Origin of the sequence: Ulvibacter litoralis (assembly GCF_900102055.1) — a bacterium.
Taxonomy (GTDB): domain Bacteria; phylum Bacteroidota; class Bacteroidia; order Flavobacteriales; family Flavobacteriaceae; genus Ulvibacter; species Ulvibacter litoralis.
Genome location: NZ_FNBA01000001.1, coordinates 535,243 through 558,508 on the forward strand (window position 1 = coordinate 535,243; position 23,266 = coordinate 558,508).

Genomic DNA, 23,266 nt, shown 5'->3' on the forward strand with positions numbered 1-23,266 from the left:
TTTTCCGCGTTAGGGATTGAACGGCGTGTTTAAGCTTTAATAAATGGTTTTTAGAAAACCATTTATTAAAGCGAGTAGTGAAAGCCCGCCTCAACGAAGCTAGCGACGTTGGGGAACGCCCAAAACCAACTAATTCAATCGGTAACTTACTTGTTTTCTTTCTAGCTCGTCTAACAATTCTTGGGTGATATTTACTTTCTGCTTTCTGCTCGGCATGCTTAGTTTCACTTTGTTTTCCACTTCGTAAATCACAAAATGCAAGTGTTTTTCACCTTTATGGGCTTCAAACAGTTCTTTTAGCAAGGAAATTCGGTCTTCTTGTATGTCTTCAACCGGCATTTGAATGGTGAGCTTACGCGCCTGTGTTTCCATGACATCGTGCAGTAATTGCATGCTGTTGTATTGCAGTCTAGGTTCGCCTTTTTTACCGGTATCACGGTTTGTCCAGCCTTCTTTCACAAACACACGTCCGTAGATAAAGGAGTTGGGCACTAAGAAATGGCGGAGCTTTAAGTATTCTTCGCCAAATATTTTGAATTCAAAACTATCGTCGTAATCTTCTACTGTAAAAATCGCCCAGCCTTTCCCCGCTTTCGATTCGCGGTGTTGCACATCTGCCACCACTCCTCCAAAGGTAAGCTCTCGATTCACAAACTTTTCTAAATTATTAAAATCGGATACCTTGCAATTACAGAAATACGATACTTCGGTTTTAAAATCGTCTAAGGGATGCCCAGAAATATAAACGCCTACCACTTCTTTTTCGAGTTTTAGCTTTTTCATGGTTCCCCACTCTTCACACGGAGGCACTTCAGGTTCCGGAATTTGAACTTCACTCGCATCGCCAAACAAACTTACTTGCGATGAGTTTTCAGTTTCTTGGTATTTATTGGCGTATCGCAATACTTTTTCTAAAAACATCACCCCATCGCCATCGTCGTGTAAATACTGCGCTCTGTGCGTATCGAAACCATCAAATCCTCCGGCCAAGGCAAGATTTTCGAATGCTTTTTTATTGGCTGCACGCAAATCGATTCGTTTCGACAAATCGAAAATAGACTTGTATTTTCCATCTTTTCGGTTTTCTACGATGGTAGCCACAGCATTTCCTCCCACTCCTTTTATCGCTCCCATTCCGAAGCGAACTGCACCTTCATCATTTACCGTAAACTTAAAAAAGGATTCGTTTACATCGGGTCCTAAAACGGGTAAGCCCATTCGCTTACACTCGTCCATAAAAAAGGTTATCTGTTTAATATCACTCATATTATTGGAAAGCACCGCCGCCATATATTCGGCAGGATAATGTGCTTTTAAGTAGGCCGTTTGGTAAGCAATCCACGCGTAACAGGTAGAGTGCGACTTGTTAAAGGCGTAACTTGCGAAGGCTTCCCAATCTTTCCAAATTTTCTCTAGTTTTTCGGCATCGTGTCCTTTTGCAGCGGCTTGCTCGATAAATTGAGGTTTCATTTTATCCAATACTGCTTTTTGCTTTTTACCCATCGCCTTACGAAGTACATCGGCTTCCCCTTTTGTAAATCCGGCGAGGCTTTGCGACAGGAGCATCACTTGCTCTTGGTATACGGTAATTCCGTAGGTTTCTTTTAGGTATTCTTCCATCGCTGGAAGGTCATATTCAATTTCCTCTTCCCCGTTTTTACGTCGAATAAAACTCGGAATATATTCCAACGGACCGGGACGATACAAAGCGTTCATCGCAATTAAATCGGCAAATACGGTTGGTTTTAGTTCCTTCATGTACTTCTGCATTCCGGCAGATTCATATTGGAAAATCCCTACAGTTTCACCACGCTGGAAGAGCTCGTATGTTTTCTCATCATCTAACGGAAAGTTATCTGGATCTAATAATATATCGTGTTTGTGCTTTACAAGTTTCACGGTGTCCTTGATAAGCGTCAAGGTTTTCAATCCCAAGAAGTCCATTTTCAGCAAGCCAGCACTTTCTACTACCGAGTTATCAAACTGGGTTACGTACAAATCACTGTCTTTTGCCGTGGCAACGGGAACGAAATCGGTAATATCGCTCGGCGTAATAATCACCCCACAGGCGTGAATTCCGGTATTTCGAACCGAGCCTTCTAAAATTTTTGCTTGATTAATGGTTTCAGCTTCTAAATCGCTTCCTTCTGCGAGGTTTAAAAGCTCGTTGACTTTTGGAAGTTCGTCGCTTCGAAATTTCTTCCGAAGTTCTTGTTCGCTCATTCCGAAAATCTTGTTCAGCTTCGTCATATTCGGAATCAACTTCGAAATACGATCGGCGTCTCCTAACGGTAAATCTAACACACGTGCGGTATCGCGAATAGACGATTTTGCTGCCATGGTTCCGTAGGTAATAATTTGCGCTACCTGATTGGCTCCATATTTTTCAATTACATAATCCATGACACGACTTCGACCTTCATCGTCAAAATCAATATCAATATCGGGCATACTCACACGATCCGGATTCAAGAAACGCTCAAAAAGCAGATCGTACTTAATAGGATCGATATTGGTAATCCACAAACAATAGGCAACCACACTTCCTGCTGCCGAACCACGACCGGGCCCAACCGATACATCCATTTTTCGGGCTTCACGAATAAAATCTTCCGTAATCAAGAAGTATCCAGGATATCCTGTTTTTTCAATTACATCTAACTCAAAGTCGAGACGTTCTACAATTTCAGGTGTTAGTTCGCCGTAGCGTTTTTTAGCGCCTAAAAAAGTTAAGTGTTTTAAAAATGCGTTCTCTCCTCGTTTCCCTCCGTCGAGTTTGTCTTCAGGATTTAGGAACTCTTCAGGAATGTCGAATTTTGGAAGTAAGACATCGCGCGCAAGACTATAGGATTCTATTTTATCAACTATTTCAGAAATAGAACTAATTGCTTCCGGAAGGTCTTTAAACAAAGCCTTCATTTCTTCTTGCGACTTGAAATAATATTCTTGATTTGGCAATCCGTAGCGATACCCACGTCCGCGACCAATAGGTGTTGCTTGCTTTTCTCCGTCTTTTACGCACAATAAAATATCGTGTGCATTCGCATTCTCTTTAGCAACGTAATAGGTGTTGTTACACGCCACTAATTTTACTTGGTGCTTTGCCGCAAAATCAACAAGTACAGTATTTACTCGGTCTTCATCTTCTTGATTGTGACGTAATATTTCCAAATAGAAATCATCGCCAAAGGTTTCTTTCCACCACAGCAAAGCTTCTTCTGCCTGATTTTCACCAACATTTAAAACCTTACTCGATACTTCCCCATACATTCCACCAGAAAGCACAATAATATCTTCTTTGTACTTTTTTATAACCTCTCGGTCTATTCGAGGCACATAATAAAAACCATCGGTATAGGCGATCGAAGCCATTTTAGCGAGGTTGTGGTATCCCTTTTTATTTTTGGCCAACAATACAATTTGATAGCCGTTATCTTTTTGTGATTTATTAAGGTGGTCTTCACAAACAAAAAACTCACACCCTACAATTCCTTTTAGTGCTTTGTCTTTATCTTCTTCAGCCAATCCTGCATTGTACGAATTTACCGCTTTCACAAAATGAAAGGCACCCATCATGTTTCCGCTATCGGTAATGGCAACGGCAGGCATTTCATTTTCCACAGCAGCATTCACTAAATCTTGCGTACTTATGGTAGATTGTAAGATGGAATATTGCGAATGGTTGTGTAAATGAGAAAATTTAACTTCTTGAAGGGTCGCTAAGTTTTCTTCTATTTCTTCGGAAGAAATGGTAACTGTTTCAACACTGGCCTCAAGCTCTTTTCGTATTTTATCGGAAGCTTTTTTAAGGTTGATATGCTTCAGTCCGATTAATTCAATCTCTTTCGGATTTGCTTCTGAAAAATTCTTAAAATAATCGGGCGCAACGTCTAATTCTTCCGCAGTATAAATCTGACGACGCACCAATTCTAAAAAACAACGTGTTGTTGCTTCTACATCGGCAGTAGCATTATGCGCTTCAGAAAAAGGCACTTTAAATAGAAATTCGTGTAGTTCTGTTAGGGTTGGAAGCTTAAATTTTCCACCGCGTCCTCCTGGCAACTGACATAATTGCGCGGTTGTTTCGGTACAGGTGTCTAATACTGGAAAATCTAGCAATGGATTTTCGATACCCAATCGATGGTATTCGGCACCCATGATATTAAGGTCGAATCCTACATTCTGACCGACAATAAATTTAGATTTAGAAAGTGCTGTATTAAACTTTTCAACAACTTCCTGAAGGGAGATTCCTTGTTGTTGTGCTAATTCGGTTGAAATTCCGTGAATTTTCTCTGCATCAAACGGAATATTAAATCCGTCCGGCTGCACTAAATAATCTTCATGCTCTATCACATTCCCCATCGCGTCGTGCAACTGCCAAGCAATCTGAATACAACGAGGCCAGTTGTCACTATCGGTTAAGGGTGCATTCCAATTCCGGGGAAGTCCGGTGGTTTCAGTATCAAAAATTAAAAACATACAACGGGATTAGCTAGAAAAAATTCTACAAGACCTATTAATAGGCTTGGAGTAAAAATAAAAAAAACAGACTAGAAATTAAAGTTAAAACACGAACAGATCTATTCTTTTATGAACAAAAAAAATGCCTCAAAATTAGAAACTTTGAGGCATTTTTTTGGCAGGAATGTTTTATTGATAAATCACATTAAATTGTCCCAATGTAATGGTACTATTAGCTGTTTGTATATAAAATGTGCCTTTGATACGATTTCTAGCGGTGTCGTGTGAAAAAACAATTAAATTCCCTGAAAGCGCATCTTCAGACCCCGTTCCATCACGATAGGAAATAGTAATACCCTCTTCTGGCAACACAACACTTCCTGTTTCAATATCTAATGGTAATTTTATTAAAATTGATCTATTTGTTGTTCCTCCGGTGATCACAATTGAATCGACTGTTTCGATTGCTGTAACAGTTACTGGATTGAAAGGATTGTCATCAATATGTGCTAAAAATGTACCCGCATTAGCCGCAGGGTCTTCCGGATCGATAACAGGTTCTTCATATCTTTTTACAGGTGCTTCAAAAAAGATTCCTCTTTGTGCCACCAATGTATCCACACCTTCTATGACTGCTGTAAAATCAAAAGTTCCAGAAATATTTCCTGCAGTTTCATCATAGTTACTAATTACAACAGTACCACTTCCGTAAGGATTGGTAAAATAAGTATCACCGCTTGCTCTTTCAAAAGAAGCGTAATTAGCACTACTTCCGCCCAGCCCATACGACCGAACTCCAATACTACTCACTTTTATGGTAAGCGTTTCACGCTGAGTAACACCTTGTATTAAATACGTACCATCCTCATTCTCTGAAACGCGGGCGTCTATAGCCTTAAAAAAAGACCCGTCTAATTGAGCTTGTAATGCAGGATCATTTGTTTCAGTATTTTCACAGCTTGAAAATACGATGGCGAATAAAAAAAATAATAGCAAATGTTTCATGGGGGCTAATTATTTGATATAAAGTGCAAATGTAAAATAAAAAGTGCAATCTATTGAATTTCAATAAAAAAATATAATATCTTTGCAGGCTAAATTATAATCGAGGTCGAGAACCTCAAAAATTAATTCTATGCCTGTAAAAATTAGATTACAAAGACATGGTAAAAAAGGGAAACCTTTTTACTGGATCGTAGCAGCAGATGCACGTTCAAAAAGAGATGGTAAATACTTAGACAAATTAGGTATCTACAACCCAACTGTAAACCCAGCACAAATTGAACTTGATGTTGATGGTGCAGTTAAATGGCTTCAAAACGGGGCGCAACCAACAGACACAGCTAGAGCAATTCTTTCTTACAAAGGTGCTTTAATGAAAAACCATTTAGTTGGTGGTGTTCGTAAAGGTGCATTAACCGAAGAACAAGCTGAAGAAAAATTCAATGCTTGGGTAGAAGAAAAAGCAAAAACGGTTGACAACAAACGTTCTAAACTTTCTGACGCCAAAGACAAAGTAAAAGCTGAAGCATTAGCTGCTGAAAAAGCAATTAATGAGAAGCGTGCTGCAGATGCTGCCGCTGCTGCTGCTCCTGCTGTAGAAGAAGTAACTGAAGAAGCTGTTGAAGCAACTGAAGAAGCTCCTGCTGCTGAAGGGACTGCATTAGACCAAGCTGCTGCTGAAGCAAAAGAAGAAACTAAAGAATAATTTTTAGACGATGCAAAAGGAGAACTGTTTCTACTTAGGCAAAGTCGTTAAAAAATATAGCTTTAAAGGGGAAATTCTCGTAAAATTAGATACAGACGAACCCGAACTTTTTACTAAAATGGAATCAGTTTTTGTGGAACAACACAAAAACTTGGTTCCATTTTTTATTGTAAAAAGTTCCCTGCACAAATCGCAATTGCTTCGAATTAAATTTGAAGATGTTGACACCGAAGCCGCTGCAGATGCTTTATTAGGAACCGAATTATACGTTCCGCTAACTTTTTTACCGAAACTGACCGGAAATAAATTTTACTACCACGAAATTATCGGGTTTACCGTAGAAGATGTTTCCTTCGGAATGGTAGGAACAATAACAGGAGTAAACGACACCACTTCGCAAGCCTTGTTTGAAATAGATCGTGATGGAACACAAATCTTGATTCCGATAAACGATTTATTTATTAAAAATGTAGATCGAGACAAAAACAACATTCTTATGGATGTTCCTGATGGCTTGATCGAACTCTACCTATAATGTCACTTCCTTTTCAATTTAAAGAGTTTACCATTGCTCAAGATCGCTGTGCCATGAAAATTGGTACCGATGGCGTTCTACTAGGTGCTTGGACGTCTATTGAGAACAATCCGAACTCTATATTAGACCTGGGTACAGGAACTGGAATTATCGCTTTACAGTTAGCGCAACGAAGTTATTGCGACCAAATTGACGCCGTCGAAATTGATACCGATGCCTACGAGCAATGCACCGATAATTTTGAAAACTCACCTTGGGCCGATCGATTGTTTTGCTACCACGCCTCTGCACAAGAGTTTGCAATGGAAATTGAAGAATCGTATGATTTGATTGTTTCGAATCCGCCGTTTTATTCTGAAGACTACAAAACAGACGACAAAGCAAGAGATACCGCTCGATTTACCGATGCGCTTCCTTTTGAACATCTTATTGGATGTGTACATCAATTACTTTCTGAAGCAGGTACGTTTGCACTCATCCTTCCGAAGAAAGAAGAAGAAAATTTTATTTCTATGGCTGCGGAAGCGGGATTATTTCCGAAGCGAATTTGTAGGGTTAAAGGCACCCCTACTTCCGAAGAAAAAAGAAGTATGATAACGTTTACCTTTCAAAAAACCAGTCCGAAATTAGAGTCGCTTACTCTCGAAATCTCAAGGCACGAATACACAGAAGACTACAAAAATTTAGTAAAGGATTTTTATTTAAAAATGTAGGTCTTTAAACAGGTGATTTTTTACATTTGTAGTACTAAAATCGAAACTGATGAAACCTGATTTATTTGAAGCTCCTGATTATTACAATCTTGACGACTTACTTACAGACGAACATAAACTTGTACGTGATGCTGCCCGTGAATGGGTAAAGCGTGACGTATCTCCTATTATAGAAGACTACGCTCAAAAAGCGGAATTTCCAACACAAATTATTAACGGATTAGCAAACATTGGTGCTTTCGGACCTTATATTCCTGAAGAATACGGTGGTGCTGGTTTAGACCAAATTTCATACGGTCTTATCATGCAAGAGATAGAACGTGGTGATAGCGGTGTACGTAGTACTGCATCGGTACAATCGTCACTAGTAATGTATCCAATCTGGAAATACGGAAACGAAGATCAACGTAAAAAATACTTACCAAAATTAGCTTCTGGTGAATGGATGGGATGTTTCGGTTTAACCGAACCTGACCACGGAAGTAATCCTGGTGGAATGGTTACCAACTTTAAAGATATGGGCGACCACTATCTTTTAAACGGAGCCAAAATGTGGATTAGCAACGCTCCTTTTGCACAAGTGGCAGTGGTGTGGGCTAAAAATGAAGAAGGACGTATTCACGGATTAATCGTTGAACGCGGTATGGAAGGATTTAGTACGCCAGAAACACATAACAAATGGTCACTACGAGCGTCTTCAACGGGAGAGCTTATTTTTGACAATGTAAAAGTGCCGAAAGAAAACTTATTACCGAACAAATCTGGTTTGGGTGCGCCACTTGGCTGTCTAGATTCTGCACGTTTTGGAATTGCTTGGGGCGCTATTGGAGCAGCAATGGATTGCTACGATACAGCCTTGCGTTATTCGAAAGAAAGAATTCAATTTGGAAAACCAATCGGACAATTTCAATTGCAACAAAAGAAACTGGCCGAAATGATTACCGAAATTACCAAAGCACAATTATTAACGTGGCGTTTGGGTGTATTACGCAACGAAGACAGAGCAACTTCTGCTCAAATCTCGATGGCGAAACGCAACAATGTAGACATGGCGATAAACATTGCTCGTGAAGCAAGACAAATGTTAGGCGGTATGGGTATTACTGGCGAATACAGTATTATGCGTCACTCTATGAACCTTGAAAGTGTAATCACGTACGAAGGAACACACGACATTCACTTGTTAATTACAGGTATGGACGTAACAGGTTTAAACGCGTTTAAATAATAGCACCCCTATTATTAAACTTATCTTAAAGGCTTCACTTCTTAGTGAAGCCTATTTATTTTTGTGATAAAAAACTATGATTTCTGAACTAAACAAACGCATTACACCCTACCGAAACACTCTAATAAATCACCCGTTATATAGTGAAATAAAAACGCCAGAACACTTAAAACTCTTTATGGAGTATCATGTTTTTGCCGTTTGGGATTTTATGTCGTTACTGAAAGCACTTCAAAATGGATTAACGTGTACCACCTTACCTTGGAAACCTGTTGGAAATCCAGAAACGCGCTATCTAATTAACGAAATTGTTTTAGCTGAAGAAACCGACATCAATAGACATGGAGAACGCGAAAGTCATTTTGAAATGTACCTTAACGCGATGAAAAAATCGAATGCAGAAACAAGTAATATTCTTTCATTTTTAAAAGCTTCGGAAACTGAAAAAGATATTTTAAAGCTGATAGATACACATCCTATTCCCGCAGCTGTTAAAACCTTTTTACGTTTTACTTTTGAAACTATTTCAGAAGGAAAAATGCACAAAATAGCGGCTGCTTTCACCTTCGGAAGAGAAGATTTAATTCCGCAAATGTTCTCATCTATCATTGAAAAGATTCAGCAAAACTTTCCAAAACATGACCTTACAGATTTTAAGTATTACTTTGACCGTCATATTGAACTGGACGAAGACGAACATGGTCCGATGGCCCTGCAAATGGTTACACAGCTTTGCGGAAACGACGGAAAAAAATGGCGCGAAGTAGAACAAGTTACCGTTGCTTCCCTAGAAGCAAGAGAAGCCCTTTGGGAAGGCATCCTTTCAGAAATATTGAACCCTAAACTTGCATAGCTGCAATCCCATAGTGTATCTTTAAACAAAAGAAAAAGGTATGTCCTCTCAAACCAGAATCAGTCGTGCCTACGATACGGCACGACGAATCTCATTTAACGACGATTCGAAATTCGTGATTTTTAGCGATTGTCATCGGGGTGACAATAGTTTTGCAGACGATTTTGCCAACAACAGAAATATCTATTTTCACGCCCTTCAGCATTACTACAATGAAGGGCACACCTATTGCGAAATAGGAGATGGCGACGAGCTCTGGGAAAACATAGAGTTTAAATCAATATTTGAAGCGCATAAAAACGTGTACGATTTAATGCGTCTTTTTTTTGTGGAAGGAAGGTTACATCGTTTGGTTGGGAATCATGATATGGTCTATCGAAACAAGCGTTTTGTAGAAAAAAATTTACACAGCTATTTTGATAAAGTGACTGCCAAAGACGTTCCGTTATTTCCAGGTATTTCATTTCCTGAAGGCTTGGTTTTAAACCATGAAACCACGGGCCAAGAACTCTTTTTCTTGCATGGGCATCAAGCCGATTGGATGAACTATCGCGGTTGGAAATTTAATCGCTTTATGGTACGAGCCGTATGGCGACAATTGCAAATTTTTGGAATAGGAGATCCAACCAGTCCCGCTAAAAACTATAAAGAGCTTATAAAAGTAGAACGACGCACCAAAAAATGGATTGCTGCAAACAAAAATATTTTCACGGTCATTGGACACACGCATCGCCCTCGTTTTCCAGAGCCAGGAGACATTGCTTTTTTTAACGATGGAAGCTGTGTACACCCAAGAAGTATTACAGGTTTAGAGATAGAAAATGGAGAAATCTCGTTAATAAAGTGGCAAATAGCAACCACCAAAGACGGAACTCTTAAAGTGATTCGAGTATTGCTAGAAGGGCCGCAGAAGCTAATAGATTATAAAACAGAATAGCCTTACTGCACACTCCTTACAGCTCCCTATCTTGTGCCAATGTTGCGTCGAAACTAGTTGCATTTCGGTTGCTTTTCGCAACCTTTCTGTGTTCCAATTCTTCTTTAAGTAATTTTTCTTGAACAGCTTGCATCTCTTTTGAAATTCTAATGATTTTTAATTGACGGAATAGCAATACCGTTATGAGCACTGCCCCAATGGCAACTAAAATATAAATAAAATTTGTAAGTGTTGTTTTTTGAGAGGCTAAGGCTAGCTTTTCTCGATTTTTTGAAAGCTCCGAATTAAGTTCTAATATTTCAACTTTACTCAGCTCTTTGGCAGTACGCAAGCTATCTCGTAACACAGCGTGTTCCTTATAATATGTTAACGCTTCTTCATAATTTTCTTCCTGTTTATAAAGAGTATATAAAAGTTCTGAAGCTTCAGATACTGCTTTAAGGTTGTCGTCTTCTTTGGCTAATTTTAAAGACAATAAAGCTTCTTTTTTTGCTTCCTCTTGATTCTGAAGCGCTAAAAAAACGCGCCCATAATTTAGATGCACAGAAGCAAAATCCATCTCTAACAACTCTAACAATTCTAGTGACCGTTCTAGATACGATCGAGAAGTTTCAATCTCCCCATTTAAAAAAGAGGTTTCTCCTAAATTGATATAATCTATTGCGAGTCCGATAGAATCATTTTCTCGCAACGAAATTTCAATAGCCCTCTCGTAATTGTCTTTTGCATTTGGAAAATCTTTCATATCCAAATAAAGACCTCCAATGTTGCTATAAATTACACTTAAGTTTCTGCTATCTCCTAATTTTAGTACAATATCTCTCGTTGCCTTGTATTTTTGAAGTGCCATTTCAAAATTCCCCAAAGAGGTATAAATCAGACCCAAATTAAACAAAGCTCTTCCTTCTTCGTCTTCATTATCATGCTCTTTGGCTAGAGAATACGCTTTTTCTGTATAATAAAAAGCACTGTCATGGTAAATCTGACTGTCAAAATAGCGCTCGCCGATAGTACCCAATAATTCAATAGTACGTTCTGGATTGGTTTCCTTTTGAAGTAAAAATGTGAGGCTATCAATGGCTCTCTGTTGCCCAATAGCTGGTACAGCAAATAGAAGTATTAATAAGAATAAACCTTTAAATTTAAAAAGCATGCAACTACTTTGAGAAAACCAAATATAGTGTTTTTTAAAAAAGGAGGATTATCCAGTAACTTTGCTTCAAGACAAGCAATATTAACTTTCAGGAGCCAACGTTACTTTCAAACCTTTCAGTTCAGGATGAATGTGGATTTGGCATCCCAATCTACTGTTCTCTTTTACATGAAATGCTTCCGCTAGCATAGCTTCTTCATCATCGCCCATTTCAGGCAATTCAGTATCACTTTCAACATAACACTGGCAAGATGCACACATTGCCATTCCGCCACAAATTCCGATGGTACCCTCAGGAGCCAACTCGTACGATCGTACCACCTCCATTAAATTCATGTTCATATCGGTAGGCGCAAGCACTTCATGTGTCACACCGTCACGATCTACAATGGTAATGTTTATATCTTGTTCCATACTACTATTTTGGGCGTTTCCTCTTTCGCTACCGCTACAGAGGGGCGGGCTTTCACTACTCGCTTCAAAAATGCTTTTTCAGAAAACCATTTTTAAAGCTCAAACACACCGTTCAATCCCTAACGCACATTAATCGATTGCTTTTACAACTGCCTTCGGAGCTTCTTTTTTAGTTCCATCAAAGCCCTCTACACCACCAACGGTTGTGTATTTCATCACATATCGCTTATCTGGATAAATACGCTGAAAAGCGCTCTGACACATCAAGGTTGCTTCGTGAAACCCACAAAGTATCAGTTTTAATTTCCCTGGATACGTATTTACATCCCCAATGGCATAAATACCCGGAATATTGGTTTGATAATCTAAGCTATTATCTACTTTAATGGCATTTTTTTCAATTTCTAATCCCCAATCGGCAATCGGCCCTAATTTAGGCGCCAAACCAAACAACGGAATAAAAGCATCGCATGCCAATGTAAACTCTTCAGCTTCTTTTTTAATTACAACTCCTTCAACTTTATCTTCTCCTACCAATCCTACTACTTCAGCAGGTGTCACTAAATTTATTTTTCCAAGATTTTTTAATTCCTGAACTTTTTCAACACTATCTAACGCACCTCTAAATTCGTTTCTTCTGTGAATTAACGTGACACTTTCAGCAATATCGGTTAGAAAAATGCTCCAATCCAACGCAGAGTCACCTCCACCAGAAATAACCACATTTTTATTGCGATACACTTCCGGATCACGAATCATATAGCTAACGCCTTTGTCTTCGTAAGCATCGATGCCTGAAATAGGTGGTTTTCTAGGTTCAAAACTCCCTAAACCTCCTGCAATAGCAACTACAGGAGCGTGGTGTTTTGTTCCTTTAGAAGTGGTTACGATAAACGTACCATCATCTAATTTGTCGATAGTCTCAGCACGTTCGCCTAAGGTAAATCCTGGTTGAAAAGGCTCAATCTGCTTCATCAAATTGTCTACCAAATCTCCTGCAAGAACTTCAGGAAAGGCTGGAATATCGTAAATAGGTTTTTTGGGATATATCTCCGAGCATTGTCCGCCAGGCTGTGGCAATGCATCTATTAAATGGCACTTTAATTTTAATAATCCTGCTTCAAAAACGGTAAAAAGACCTGTTGGCCCTGCGCCAATTATAAGTATGTCTGTTTCTATCATGTAAAACGACCTTGTAATATTTTATTCAAAAGTAAAACTATCCAACTATTTAAAAAGTGATAATTATCACGTTTACGCTACATTAATCACCTCTTCAATTTGAGGCGCATGTTTTTTAATTGTCATTTCTACCCCACTTTTAAGTGTCATCTGATTTACGGAGCAACCCACGCATGCACCTTCCAATTGTACCTTCACAATTTTACCATCGTCTATCGATACAAGTGAAATATCACCGCCATCACTTTGTAAAAAAGGTCGAATCTCATCTAGAGCTGCTTCCACCTTTGTTGTTAGTTCTTGTGTTGTCATATTATTTTTTTACGGAGCTACAACCTGCCATTGTAGTTATTTTTATTGCTTCAGTAGGTGGTAAAGATTCGTTTCTTCGCACCGTTTCGGCGACTACATTTTTAGTGATAGTTTCAAAAGCGGTTTCAATAGCTGTAGCAGTTTGCATTGCTGCAGGACGTCCTGCATCTCCAGCTTCTCGAATACTTTGCACCAATGGAATCTCTCCTAAAAATGGCACTTGTAAATCTTCAGAAAGGTTTTTTGCTCCTTCTTTTCCAAAGATATAATATTTATTTTCTGGCAATTCTTCTGGTGTGAAGTACGCCATATTCTCGATAATTCCTAACACAGGAACATCGATGTTTTCTTGTTGAAACATAGCAACTCCTTTACGAGCATCTGCCAACGCAACGGTTTGTGGTGTACTCACAACCACTGCTCCTGTAATTGGCAACGATTGCATTATACTTAAATGGATATCTCCTGTTCCTGGAGGTAAATCGATAAGCATAAAATCTAGCTCGCCCCAAGCAGCATCAAAAATTAATTGATTTAATGCTTTGGCTGCCATTGGCCCTCTCCAAATTACCGCTTGATCGGGTTGCGTAAAGAACCCAATAGACAATACTTTTACTCCGTAATTTTCGATGGGTTTCATTTTGCTTTTTCCATCAACATTGATAGACAATGGCTTTTCTAATGCCACATCGAACATAATTGGAATGGAAGGTCCGTAAATATCGGCATCTAAAATTCCCACTTTAAAACCCATTTTTGAAAGCGTTACCGCCAAGTTTGCTGTCACTGTAGATTTCCCTACACCTCCTTTACCCGAAGCAACGGCAACGATATTTTGGATTCCCGGAATTGGTTTTCCTTTTATAAGATTTGGGTTTTGCTTTGCTGGAGGTGCTTCAACAGTAATGTTAACAACTACTTTTGCATCTGCAAATACCTTTTCCTGAATTACTTTTATAACATCAGCTTCTGCTCTTTTCTTAATATGTAAGGCTGGAGTACTTAGTTTTAAATCAACAATAACCTCATCGGCAAACGTAACAACATTTTGTACTTGCCCGCTTTCTACCATATTCTTTCCTTCGCCAGCTACTGTAATTGTTTCTAAAGCGCTTAGAATATCTTGCTTCGTAATCTTCATAAATCGTATAATATTTAGATTGATTCTAAAGTGCAAATATAACGGTAAATCTTCGGAAAAGGAAGCCCAACCATTGAAATGATTTATAGTATAATAAGCAATTATGTGAGAGGTGCATAATTATTGATTTTCAGAAAAAAAGAAGACTTCGTATTGCAAAAAAAGAAACCGCTACAACTCCTTCATCGGATCCCAAAAAAGGGTGTCAAAATTTTGAACTTTATTTTCTACTACCGCTACACCTTCACTTTCCAACAGTTGCTGCATCAGGTTGGTTCCTTCAAAATGATGTTTTCCGCTTAACAATCCGATTCGGTTTACCACTCGGTGTGCAGGTACATTTTTAGCACTAGAGGCGTTCATTGCCCAACCTACCATTCGGGCGCTTCCTGCCGCTCCCAAATACTTTGCAATGGCTCCGTAAGACGTTACCCTGCCAAACGGGATTAATCGTGCAACTTCATAAACTTTATCGAAAAAACCTTCAGAAGTTGCCATTATACCTCTTTAATCACTTTTAAGAATGTAATAATTGTAATAGCTCCTGTAATAATACCAATAACGTAGTTCATATTCACCTTCAGCTTTACACTGTCTTTTTTACGTTTAAAAAACTGAATATACAGTAGCAACATAGCAAACGTTCCGAAGCCAGAAGCGATTACAGCTGCCCATAATTCGGGCAATGCAAATTTAAACCATCCAAAGCCAGAAAACGTGATACTTACATATACCCAATACGGAAATGGCAGTAGGTTTAAAATTCCTAAAAGCATTCCGTAGAAAAACCGATTGGTTTTAGAATACCCTTCTTTTTCAGGAATTTCTCGCCGAGTATCTTTCGCAATAAAAAAAAAGTAGATGGTAATACAGATAAAAATTCCGAGTGCGATTTTTTGTAGCAAATCGACGACTTCGTGATGCTGATCTAAGTATTTGGCCAACAACAATGCGACTAATGTCTGAATAATTACGGTTGCACAAACACCAAATGAAAATAGAACTGCTGCTTTTCTGCCTTCTTTCATGCTAATTTTAGCAGCCGACATATTTAGCAGTCCTGGAGGAACCACACCCAAAAATGCCGCAAAAAAACCAACAATAAAGTTTAAAAGTATAGACATTTAGGGTTTGTTTGTATTGTGAATATAACCATTTTTTACGCGTGACGAAACTTAAATTTTATATAGGTAATTTTTTTATTCACTTCTAAATACTGACTTTCATAAAAAGTTTGGATTCCTATTACATCTGCTGGAGAATGGTCATTTCCATACACATCATGATGTGCATATTCAATCGTTTCTTCCAAACCGTGCAACAAACCTAGCGTGTAACCGTGCATAAATTCGCTATCCGTTTTTAAATGTACAATACCATCTTTTTGCAACACTTTCTTGTATTTATCAAGAAATTCTTTGTTGGTTAGCCTGTGTTTGGTGCGCTTGTATTTAATTTGCGGATCTGGAAATGTAATCCAGATTTCGGACACTTCATTTTCAGCAAAAAGCAAATCGATAAGTTCTATTTGCGTTCGCATAAAACCAACATTGTCCATCCCTTCTTCTAGCGCCGTTTTAGCACCACGCCAGAAACGTGCGCCTTTGATGTCGATTCCAAGAAAGTTTTTTTCAGGATGTGCTTTGGCAAGATTTACCGAATACTCTCCTTTTCCACATCCTAACTCTAACACAATGGGGTTGTCGTTTTTAAAGAAATTTTTACCCCAATTTCCTTTTAACTGCAAGGTGTCGTTTTCGGCTTCTTCGCGCGTTGGCTGAATTACATTTTTAAATGTTTCATTCTCTTTAAAGCGCTTTAATTTGTTTTTACTTCCCACAAACTTAATTTTTTGGTAAAACTAAGGAAATATTATGTGCCTTGTATTATTCGTACTTTTGTTTTATCATAAAGTGTTAACACATAGAAGAAAAAATTGAGCAAAAAAACCATATTGGTAGCTCCATTACACTGGGGGCTTGGCCACGCAACACGTTGCATTCCGATTGTACAGGAACTTCTAAAAAATAATTTCAATGTTTTATTGGCTTCAGATGGAGCTGCATTGTTATTGCTTCAGAAAGAATTTCCGCAGTTACCTTCTATAGCGCTTCCACCGTATAATATCGTGTACCCCAAAAAAGGTAAAAACTTTAAATGGAAGTTACTTCAGAAGCTTCCACATATTCAGAAAACAATTATTTCAGAAAAAAAATTAATTAAAACCCTAGTTGCTGAAGGAAAAATTGACGGAATTATTAGCGATAACAGACTGGGTGTTTTTAACAAAAATGTGCCTTCCGTTTTTGTTACACATCAATTGAATGTGCTTACCGGAAACACAACCTACGTTACCAGTAAAATGCATCAAAAGATTATCAAAAAATTTGATGAGTGTTGGGTGCCAGACGTGGAAGCTCCTATTAATTTAAGTGGAAAGCTCGGACATATTAAAAATGCAGATTTCCCTATTAAGTATATTGGCGCATTGAGTAGGCTTCAGAAAAAAGAAGCACCTAAAAAGTATGATATTTTAGCGGTATTGTCGGGTCCAGAACCTCAACGAACCTTATTGGAAGAGAAGCTACTCGAAGCATTTAAAGGAACCGACAAAAGTGTGTTATTGGTTCAGGGCTTGGTTAGTATGAATCAAAAATCCTATGTTTTAGACGGAATTAGTATCACTAATTTCATGCAAACGGAGCAGTTAGAAGAAGCGATTAACCAAAGTGAAATTGTTATTTCTCGTTCTGGATACACCACGCTTTTAGACTTAGCCGCCTTGGAGAAAAAAGCGTTTTTTATACCAACTCCAGGTCAGTATGAACAAAAATATTTAGCAAAACGTCTTAAATCATTAGGAATTGTCCCGAGTTGTAAACAAGATAAATTCACTTTAGAAAAGCTACATAAAATCCCTCTTTACAAGGGACTAACAGCCTTTGGTATGGAAACTAATTTTAAAGAATTATTTGGACTTTTCGAGCGTGAACGAAAACTCTGATCCCACGCCTATCTCACTTTCGACATAGATTTTTTCGTTGTGTCCTTCAACAATATGTTTTACAATGGCAAGTCCTAAACCACTCCCTCCTTCTTTTCGAGAGCCACTTTTATCTACGCGGTAAAAACGTTCAAAAATTCGTTGAATATTTTTCTTCTCAATACCTTCTCCATTATCGGTAACGCGAACGATTACTTTATTTTTAATTAAGTGTTCTATACTAATTTCGGTGGTTCCGTCTGGCTTTCCGTATTTAATAGAATTAACGACCAAATTGGTAAGCACCTGCTGAATTCGTTCTCTATCGGCATTTACAAAAATGCTTTCCTTATAGTCAGTATCGAACGTGAGGGTAATATTTTTTCTAGCGGCTTTCATCTCTAACAAATCAAACACGTTTTGCACCAATTTTACAATATTAAAATCTTCTTGATACAATTGTAATCCTCCCACTTCCAATTGGGTAATCATATCTAAATCTTTCACGATATAGATAAGACGCTCTACCCCTTTATTCGCTCTTTTTAGGTATTTTTTTCGAACTTTCTTGTCTTTTAAAGCTCCGTCCAAAAGCGTTAAAATATACCCTTGTACTGTAAACAATGGAGTTTTAAGTTCGTGAGAGACATTTCCTATAAATTCTTTACGGTAATTCTCTCGAATTTTAAGGGTTTCAATTTCTAGCTTTTTGTCTTGTGCAAATCGTTCTACATCTCTTGTTAGCGTTTTAATATCGGTTGTGATTTGTTTTTTACTGAAATCTTTCGCCTCCAGTAACGTAATATCATCGTATATTTTTTTAATTCGCTTGTAGATAAACCGTTCTACTCGATACTGAATAATTAAAAAAGAAGAGATATAACAAATAAATATGAAGGAGATTAAAAACCAAAAATTAAGCCCTTCGGAAACATAAAAAAAAACACTCATTACGAGTGTTAAAAAAAGGGTGATATACGAAGATGTATATGCCGCAAATCGGTATGTATTTCTAAATTCACTCGCCATTACACTACAAACTTATACCCAACTCCTTTAATGGTTTTAAACTTTTCATCGCCTATTTTTTCACGTAACTTACGAATGTGCACATCGATGGTTCTACCACCTACAATTACCTCATTTCCCCAAACACGATCTAAAATATCTTCACGTTTAAAAACTTTACCTGGCTTTGAAGCTAGAAGTGATAGCAATTCAAATTCTTTTCTAGGTAGAACAAGTTCTTTGCCTGAAATTGAAATTTTATACTCTTCTCTATTAATTATTAAGTTTCCTAAATTAATAGTGCTTTCTTCTTCTGCGTTTTGCTTAAAGCGACGTAACAATGCTTTTACCTTACTCACCAAAACTTTTGGCTTAATAGGTTTCGTAATATAATCGTCGGCACCTGCATCAAAACCTGCAACTTGAGAATAATCTTCTCCTCTTGCGGTTAAAAATGTAATAATTGTTTCGGACAGCTCTGGAATTTTTCTAATTTTTTCGCAGGCTTCAATCCCATCCATCTCTGGCATCATTACGTCTAAAATGATAAGATGTGGTTGGTGTTTTTTTGCCGCACTCACCGCTTTAACACCATTGTTTGCAGTAAACACTTCATACCCTTCCGAAGAAAGATTATACCCTACAATTTCTAAGATATCTGGCTCATCATCAACCAAAAGGATTCTTATGTCTTTCTTTTTCATGTCTAAAATTTCATTTTTACGTTATAAATATAGTGTTAAATACGGTTTACACACAGTTTCAAAAACAATTAATAACGTTTACGTAACATGGTTTCGCCTCTATCAAGCTCTTAAAACAGGCTATGTTATTTTATCGTTAAACTAATTGAAAGATCATTTTTAAGAGTGTGAGAGACTTGATTTTATGTATCTTTGCGCCATAATTTTAAACAAATAATTTGATGAAAAAAATTACTTTTTTAGCTGCTCTTTTAATGAGTGGTGTTTCTTTTGCTCAAATCGTCGCTTCAACAAGTTTCCAAGAGGAAGTTATAACTGCTGGAGTTAATGACGCAAAATATTTCGATTTAGGTGACGCAAACGTTGCTCACGATTTAGTAAACAACCCGCTTCAAACACCTCTTAACCAAAATGGTGTTGTAGAATTAGGTGTTGATGCTCGTTATGAACCGTATGACACTCCAGATGTTGGTTTAACAGATGGTGATTTTATTGGCATCACAAGCTTTACTCCTTCTGCAGATGTAGGATATACAGATGGTGACCAAGGATACCAAATTACAGATGTAGATGGTAACTTTATTTTAGAATTTGCTACTGTAGATTTAACAGGTGTTACTGGTGCAACAGTTTCTATTGATTACCTTTTTGGAATTAATAGCAACCCATTAAACGGAAACTTTGAAGGTGATGGTACTGAAAACGCTTCTTCTTCTGACAGATTCCGTATCTACGTAAAAGACCTTACAAACAATACTGAAATCGACATTGTTGATTCTACTGGAAGCGATATCGACGATTTAGTGCCTTTTGATGCTACTTCTGGCGAATACCAATTAGAGTGGATCACTGGAACTGCTGCTTTAACAACTGGATCTACAGTACAATTAGTAGTTGAAGCTAGATGTAACGCTGGTGGTGAAGCATTTTTCTTAGACAACGTTATTTTCGACGGAATCTTAGGAACAAATGATCTTCAAAACGACCAATTTGCAATCTACCCGAACCCAGCAACAAAAGGATTTGTAAACATCTCTTCTACTGTTGCAGGTGCAAAACAAGTAGCTGTATACGATGTTCTTGGAAAAGAAGTAATCAACACTACAATTGCAAACGACAGATTAAACATTGCTGACCTTAACAGCGGAATCTACATTGTTAAGATTGTACAAGGAACTGCTTCTATTACTAAAAAATTAGTAGTAAACTAATTTAGCACTCCTTTAAAATTTAAAAGCTTCTGTTTTTGCAGAAGCTTTTTTTTATTCCCTATTTTTGAATAGATTTTTTCTGAAACAACCACATGCTGGAAAAAGATATTTTTACCATTACTTCTTCTGAAGATTTTGAGATACAAACCCTCAAGGTTTTTCAATATCAATACAAGAACATCGCTGTTTACAGACAATTTTGCGACTTATTGAACGTACACCCTTCCGAAGTAAAAACCGTCACAGACATTCCATTTTTACCCATTCAGTTTTTTAAAAGTCATTCTATTATTGCCGAAGGTTTGTCCCCAAAAACAACCTTTACAAGTAGCGGGACCACAGGCGCTATTACAAGCAAGCATTTGGTGGCCAATGTAGATCTTTACGAAAAAAGTTTTACAGAAGGCTTTTTAAGAACTTACGGAAACCCTTCCGAATATACCATCTTGGCATTGCTTCCGTCCTACCTTGAACGCGATGGTTCTTCACTAATATACATGGTGGCAGACCTAATAAAAAAAAGTGACAATCCGCACAGTGGCTTCTACCTCAACGACACCGATGCACTCATTGAAAAATTAACGGAACTCGAAAAAAACAATCAAAAAACAATTTTGTTAGGTGTTTCCTATGCCTTACTGGATTTGATTGAAAAACAAACCTTTCAGCTTAAAAACACCCTCATCATGGAAACGGGCGGCATGAAAGGAAAACGAAAAGAACTCATTAAATACGAACTTCACGATTTGTTAAAAATTGGGTTTGGCGTTTCAGAAATTCACAGTGAATACGGAATGACAGAACTGCTCTCACAAGCCTATTCCAAAGGAAATGGTGTTTTTACTTGTCCGCCCTGGATGAAGATCTATACCCGCGACACCGAAGACGCACTGTCTTACACTCAAGGTAACACAGGCGGTATTAATGTGGTGGATTTAGCAAACCTGTATTCTTGCGCGTTTATTGCCACCCAAGATTTAGGGAAATGCTACGACGATGGCAGTTTCGAAATTATTGGTAGATTTGATGCTAGCGACATTCGTGGCTGCAACTTAATGGTGCTTTAATGACGAACAAACCAACTTCAACAAGCGACGGTTGTCTGTGGATTTTCATTTCCATAGTGTGCAGCGTTATTGGCTTCGGACTCATAAAAATAACCACCGGACTTTCAGACGGCATTGCGGGTGTTTTTGCAATTATTGTTTCCATCTTGGTTACCATAAAACTATTAGGAAAACCTTCCGCAAAACTTATTTTTAGACAAGGGGTATTTCTGTTTCTGTTTTTCTTCGGAATTAAATTTATTGGCGGTATTTTTTTAAATGCATTACAAACCATTCACATAGAAGAACCTCCTAGTCCTTCTGAAGAAATTGTAGCCACACACACTATTATCGAAAACAATGATACCATTCCGGTATTTTCAAGTTATAGAACATGGCGCGATAACTTCGGAAACCAATACAACGGAGCACTCACAGTACGTCAACAAGATTATCTATCGCTAGAAAATAGTGTTGCTAGATTTCGTCCTCCGGCCACAGGGAATTTTTGGGGAAACTTATATCTATACATGGCTAAAAAAGACACGCCAAGCTTAGATTTGGTGCTAAATACCTTTAATGAAATTCGGAAAAGCGAAAACCTCAACCAAATGGAATTCGCCGAAATGGTAGTTACTTGCATTCAAGATATTCCGTATTCATTTGTATTTCAAGAAGAATGCTTGCCAGCCAATAACTACGAACGTTCTATTAGAACCGTTTTAGAAGACTGTCCAGATTGCTGTATTGGAAACAAGCTTTACGGAATTCAAAATCCAGTCTCTTTTCTTCAAAATCTAAAAGGAGACTGTGACACTAGAACCGTTTTAGCCTACGCCATTTTAAGTCATTTTAAGTACGATGTAGCCATTGTAAACAGCGACTTTTACAAACACTCTATTATCGGAATCAACCTTCCTGCACGAGGCGCTACGAAGGTTTATAACGGAAAAAAATACATTCTTTGGGAAACAACGGCCAAATACTATAACGTTGGCGTGCTTCCTAGTAATTTCAACAATGTAAATCATTGGAACGTGGTACTAACTAGTAAATAATAATTTTATGAACTCACAACTTTTCACCCTAGCGCTCTTAGAGATAATTCTGTCTATCGGAATTTCTGTGGTCGTTATTTTCATTTCGTACATCCTCTTAAAAAAGTTATTTTTCAAGAAAGAAACACTGCAAGGAGACAATCTAGCATTTGTAATTTTCACGTCAGGAATTATGCTATCTATTGGTATTATTTTAAGTGAAGTTGTTCCGTCAATCACCAATGTAATCCGACTTTCAGCAACGCAAAACGAAGCCATTAGCATCACTACTATTATTGGATATTCAACCTTGTATCTTTTTATTGGTTTTGTTTGCGCACTATGTATAAACCTTGCTGTTTTTTTACTATTCTCTCTTCTTACCAAAGGAGTAAATGAGTTTAAAGAGATACAACGCAACAATATTGCTGTAGCTATTTTGGTGGCAACCATACTCATTAGCATCACACTTATCGCAAAAGATAGTATTTCGTTATTAATCAGCTCTTTAGTGCCGTATCCAGAAGTTACAAATTATTTATAAAAACAATGTAAGGTAACTAACAAACCGTCGACTATTACTTCAGTTAAAATATTTAATGGTTTATGAAGAAGAGGAGTTAAGACTCTTTCATAG

Annotated in this window: 23 protein-coding genes; 11 read left to right on the forward strand and 12 right to left on the reverse strand. The window is 37.8% G+C overall.

Translation table 11 applies throughout. The features are described 5' to 3' along the window. Positions 1–129 precede the first annotated feature (129 nt). Positions 130–4,482 (reverse strand): DNA polymerase III subunit alpha, encoded by a 4,353-nt coding sequence (gene dnaE / locus BLQ00_RS02480; RefSeq protein WP_093140038.1) that lies wholly within the window; start codon positions 4,480–4,482, stop codon positions 130–132. Positions 4,483–4,653: 171 nt separating this feature from the next. After that, on the reverse strand, positions 4,654–5,469 hold the full coding sequence (locus BLQ00_RS02485; RefSeq protein WP_093140041.1) for a DUF6252 domain-containing protein: 816 nt from the start codon (positions 5,467–5,469) through the stop codon (positions 4,654–4,656). A gap of 130 nt (positions 5,470–5,599) precedes the next feature. On the opposite strand from BLQ00_RS02485, the gene BLQ00_RS02490 reads away from it, so the two are divergent. From BLQ00_RS02490 to BLQ00_RS02515, 6 genes are all read left to right on the forward strand, one after another. After that, positions 5,600–6,172, forward strand: coding sequence for a 30S ribosomal protein S16 (locus tag BLQ00_RS02490; protein ID WP_093140044.1), 573 nt, complete (start codon positions 5,600–5,602; stop codon positions 6,170–6,172). A gap of 10 nt (positions 6,173–6,182) precedes the next feature. Then, the gene (rimM, locus tag BLQ00_RS02495) at positions 6,183–6,707 is read left to right on the forward strand and encodes a ribosome maturation factor RimM (protein WP_093140047.1); all 525 of its coding nucleotides are present in this window, start codon (positions 6,183–6,185) and stop codon (positions 6,705–6,707) included. After that, on the forward strand, positions 6,707–7,420 hold the full coding sequence (locus tag BLQ00_RS02500; protein WP_093140050.1) for a tRNA1(Val) (adenine(37)-N6)-methyltransferase: 714 nt from the start codon (positions 6,707–6,709) through the stop codon (positions 7,418–7,420). The genes rimM and BLQ00_RS02500 overlap by 1 nt, the downstream gene beginning before the upstream one ends. Before the next feature lie 49 nt (positions 7,421–7,469). Further along, positions 7,470–8,648 carry an acyl-CoA dehydrogenase family protein gene (locus tag BLQ00_RS02505; RefSeq protein WP_093140053.1) on the forward strand — a complete coding sequence of 393 codons (1,179 nt, stop codon included), beginning with the start codon at positions 7,470–7,472 and terminating at the stop codon, positions 8,646–8,648. A 76-nt stretch (positions 8,649–8,724) separates the two neighbouring features. Continuing rightward, positions 8,725–9,501, forward strand: a complete 777-nt coding sequence (locus BLQ00_RS02510) for a DUF3050 domain-containing protein (protein ID WP_093140056.1) — start codon at positions 8,725–8,727, stop codon at positions 9,499–9,501. Positions 9,502–9,541: 40 nt separating this feature from the next. Beyond that, positions 9,542–10,438, forward strand: coding sequence for a metallophosphoesterase family protein (locus BLQ00_RS02515; protein ID WP_093140059.1), 897 nt, complete (start codon positions 9,542–9,544; stop codon positions 10,436–10,438). Positions 10,439–10,454: 16 nt separating this feature from the next. Here BLQ00_RS02515 and BLQ00_RS02520 read toward each other — a convergent pair whose 3' ends face one another. From BLQ00_RS02520 to trmB, 8 genes are all read right to left on the reverse strand, one after another. Beyond that, positions 10,455–11,591 (reverse strand): tetratricopeptide repeat protein, encoded by a 1,137-nt coding sequence (locus BLQ00_RS02520; protein WP_093140062.1) that lies wholly within the window; start codon positions 11,589–11,591, stop codon positions 10,455–10,457. 81 nt (positions 11,592–11,672) lie between these two features. Beyond that, complete coding sequence (locus tag BLQ00_RS02525; RefSeq protein ID WP_093140065.1) at positions 11,673–12,005, reverse strand: 2Fe-2S iron-sulfur cluster-binding family protein; 333 nt, start codon at positions 12,003–12,005, stop codon at positions 11,673–11,675. Between the two features lie 129 nt (positions 12,006–12,134). After that, entirely contained in the window at positions 12,135–13,187 is a 1,053-nt protein-coding gene (locus BLQ00_RS02530) for an NAD(P)/FAD-dependent oxidoreductase (RefSeq protein WP_093140067.1), read from the reverse strand. Between the two features lie 72 nt (positions 13,188–13,259). Beyond that, entirely contained in the window at positions 13,260–13,499 is a 240-nt protein-coding gene (locus BLQ00_RS02535; RefSeq protein WP_093140070.1) for a NifU family protein, read from the reverse strand. 1 nt (position 13,500) lies between these two features. After that, positions 13,501–14,640, reverse strand: a complete 1,140-nt coding sequence (locus BLQ00_RS02540) for an Mrp/NBP35 family ATP-binding protein (RefSeq protein ID WP_093140073.1) — start codon at positions 14,638–14,640, stop codon at positions 13,501–13,503. Positions 14,641–14,811: 171 nt separating this feature from the next. Next, a complete protein-coding gene (locus tag BLQ00_RS02545) occupies positions 14,812–15,138 on the reverse strand; it encodes an MGMT family protein (protein WP_093140076.1) in 327 nt (108 codons plus the stop codon). Then, entirely contained in the window at positions 15,138–15,764 is a 627-nt protein-coding gene (locus BLQ00_RS02550) for a lysine transporter LysE (protein WP_093140079.1), read from the reverse strand. The genes BLQ00_RS02545 and BLQ00_RS02550 overlap by 1 nt, the downstream gene beginning before the upstream one ends. A 35-nt stretch (positions 15,765–15,799) precedes the next feature. Beyond that, positions 15,800–16,480, reverse strand: a complete 681-nt coding sequence (gene trmB / locus BLQ00_RS02555) for a tRNA (guanosine(46)-N7)-methyltransferase TrmB (RefSeq protein ID WP_093140081.1) — start codon at positions 16,478–16,480, stop codon at positions 15,800–15,802. 96 nt (positions 16,481–16,576) lie between these two features. Between trmB and BLQ00_RS02560 the strand changes: the two genes are divergently transcribed. Beyond that, the gene (locus BLQ00_RS02560; RefSeq protein WP_229792579.1) at positions 16,577–17,644 is read left to right on the forward strand and encodes a glycosyltransferase; all 1,068 of its coding nucleotides are present in this window, start codon (positions 16,577–16,579) and stop codon (positions 17,642–17,644) included. Here the strand turns inward: BLQ00_RS02560 and BLQ00_RS02565 are convergent. Beyond that, positions 17,609–18,574 (reverse strand): sensor histidine kinase, encoded by a 966-nt coding sequence (locus BLQ00_RS02565; protein ID WP_373287747.1) that lies wholly within the window; start codon positions 18,572–18,574, stop codon positions 17,609–17,611. The two genes, BLQ00_RS02560 and BLQ00_RS02565, sit on opposite strands and share 36 nt — an antisense overlap. A gap of 77 nt (positions 18,575–18,651) precedes the next feature. Further along, the gene (locus BLQ00_RS02570) at positions 18,652–19,335 is read right to left on the reverse strand and encodes a response regulator transcription factor (RefSeq protein ID WP_093140087.1); all 684 of its coding nucleotides are present in this window, start codon (positions 19,333–19,335) and stop codon (positions 18,652–18,654) included. A 221-nt stretch (positions 19,336–19,556) separates the two neighbouring features. On the opposite strand from BLQ00_RS02570, the gene BLQ00_RS02575 reads away from it, so the two are divergent. The 4 genes from BLQ00_RS02575 to BLQ00_RS02590 all read left to right on the forward strand — a co-directional run bounded on the left by BLQ00_RS02575 (position 19,557) and on the right by BLQ00_RS02590 (position 23,173). After that, positions 19,557–20,546, forward strand: coding sequence for a T9SS type A sorting domain-containing protein (locus BLQ00_RS02575; RefSeq protein ID WP_093140090.1), 990 nt, complete (start codon positions 19,557–19,559; stop codon positions 20,544–20,546). A 92-nt stretch (positions 20,547–20,638) separates the two neighbouring features. Beyond that, positions 20,639–21,613: a LuxE/PaaK family acyltransferase gene (locus BLQ00_RS02580; protein ID WP_093140093.1), complete on the forward strand. Its 975-nt coding sequence runs from the start codon at positions 20,639–20,641 to the stop codon at positions 21,611–21,613. Next, positions 21,613–22,650: a hypothetical protein gene (locus BLQ00_RS02585; protein WP_093140097.1), complete on the forward strand. Its 1,038-nt coding sequence runs from the start codon at positions 21,613–21,615 to the stop codon at positions 22,648–22,650. The genes BLQ00_RS02580 and BLQ00_RS02585 overlap by 1 nt, the downstream gene beginning before the upstream one ends. Positions 22,651–22,657: 7 nt before the next feature. Then, a complete protein-coding gene (locus BLQ00_RS02590) occupies positions 22,658–23,173 on the forward strand; it encodes a DUF350 domain-containing protein (RefSeq protein ID WP_093140100.1) in 516 nt (171 codons plus the stop codon). Positions 23,174–23,266 lie beyond the last annotated feature (93 nt).

What these genes read in the sequence shown, in the direction of transcription:
- dnaE (WP_093140038.1), bottom strand. Translation starts at nt 4,482, where the DNA reads ATGTTTTTAATTTTTGATACTGAAACCACCGGACTTCCCCGGAATTGG.
- BLQ00_RS02485 (WP_093140041.1), bottom strand. Translation starts at nt 5,469, where the DNA reads ATGAAACATTTGCTATTATTTTTTTTATTCGCCATCGTATTTTCAAGC.
- BLQ00_RS02490 (WP_093140044.1), top strand. Translation starts at nt 5,600, where the DNA reads ATGCCTGTAAAAATTAGATTACAAAGACATGGTAAAAAAGGGAAACCT.
- rimM (WP_093140047.1), top strand. Translation starts at nt 6,183, where the DNA reads ATGCAAAAGGAGAACTGTTTCTACTTAGGCAAAGTCGTTAAAAAATAT.
- BLQ00_RS02500 (WP_093140050.1), top strand. Translation starts at nt 6,707, where the DNA reads ATGTCACTTCCTTTTCAATTTAAAGAGTTTACCATTGCTCAAGATCGC.
- BLQ00_RS02505 (WP_093140053.1), top strand. Translation starts at nt 7,470, where the DNA reads ATGAAACCTGATTTATTTGAAGCTCCTGATTATTACAATCTTGACGAC.
- BLQ00_RS02510 (WP_093140056.1), top strand. Translation starts at nt 8,725, where the DNA reads ATGATTTCTGAACTAAACAAACGCATTACACCCTACCGAAACACTCTA.
- BLQ00_RS02515 (WP_093140059.1), top strand. Translation starts at nt 9,542, where the DNA reads ATGTCCTCTCAAACCAGAATCAGTCGTGCCTACGATACGGCACGACGA.
- BLQ00_RS02520 (WP_093140062.1), bottom strand. Translation starts at nt 11,591, where the DNA reads ATGCTTTTTAAATTTAAAGGTTTATTCTTATTAATACTTCTATTTGCT.
- BLQ00_RS02525 (WP_093140065.1), bottom strand. Translation starts at nt 12,005, where the DNA reads ATGGAACAAGATATAAACATTACCATTGTAGATCGTGACGGTGTGACA.
- BLQ00_RS02530 (WP_093140067.1), bottom strand. Translation starts at nt 13,187, where the DNA reads ATGATAGAAACAGACATACTTATAATTGGCGCAGGGCCAACAGGTCTT.
- BLQ00_RS02535 (WP_093140070.1), bottom strand. Translation starts at nt 13,499, where the DNA reads ATGACAACACAAGAACTAACAACAAAGGTGGAAGCAGCTCTAGATGAG.
- BLQ00_RS02540 (WP_093140073.1), bottom strand. Translation starts at nt 14,640, where the DNA reads ATGAAGATTACGAAGCAAGATATTCTAAGCGCTTTAGAAACAATTACA.
- BLQ00_RS02545 (WP_093140076.1), bottom strand. Translation starts at nt 15,138, where the DNA reads ATGGCAACTTCTGAAGGTTTTTTCGATAAAGTTTATGAAGTTGCACGA.
- BLQ00_RS02550 (WP_093140079.1), bottom strand. Translation starts at nt 15,764, where the DNA reads ATGTCTATACTTTTAAACTTTATTGTTGGTTTTTTTGCGGCATTTTTG.
- BLQ00_RS02565 (WP_373287747.1), bottom strand. Translation starts at nt 18,574, where the DNA reads ATGAGTGTTTTTTTTTATGTTTCCGAAGGGCTTAATTTTTGGTTTTTA.
- BLQ00_RS02570 (WP_093140087.1), bottom strand. Translation starts at nt 19,335, where the DNA reads ATGAAAAAGAAAGACATAAGAATCCTTTTGGTTGATGATGAGCCAGAT.
- BLQ00_RS02575 (WP_093140090.1), top strand. Translation starts at nt 19,557, where the DNA reads ATGAAAAAAATTACTTTTTTAGCTGCTCTTTTAATGAGTGGTGTTTCT.
- BLQ00_RS02580 (WP_093140093.1), top strand. Translation starts at nt 20,639, where the DNA reads ATGCTGGAAAAAGATATTTTTACCATTACTTCTTCTGAAGATTTTGAG.
- BLQ00_RS02585 (WP_093140097.1), top strand. Translation starts at nt 21,613, where the DNA reads ATGACGAACAAACCAACTTCAACAAGCGACGGTTGTCTGTGGATTTTC.
- BLQ00_RS02590 (WP_093140100.1), top strand. Translation starts at nt 22,658, where the DNA reads ATGAACTCACAACTTTTCACCCTAGCGCTCTTAGAGATAATTCTGTCT.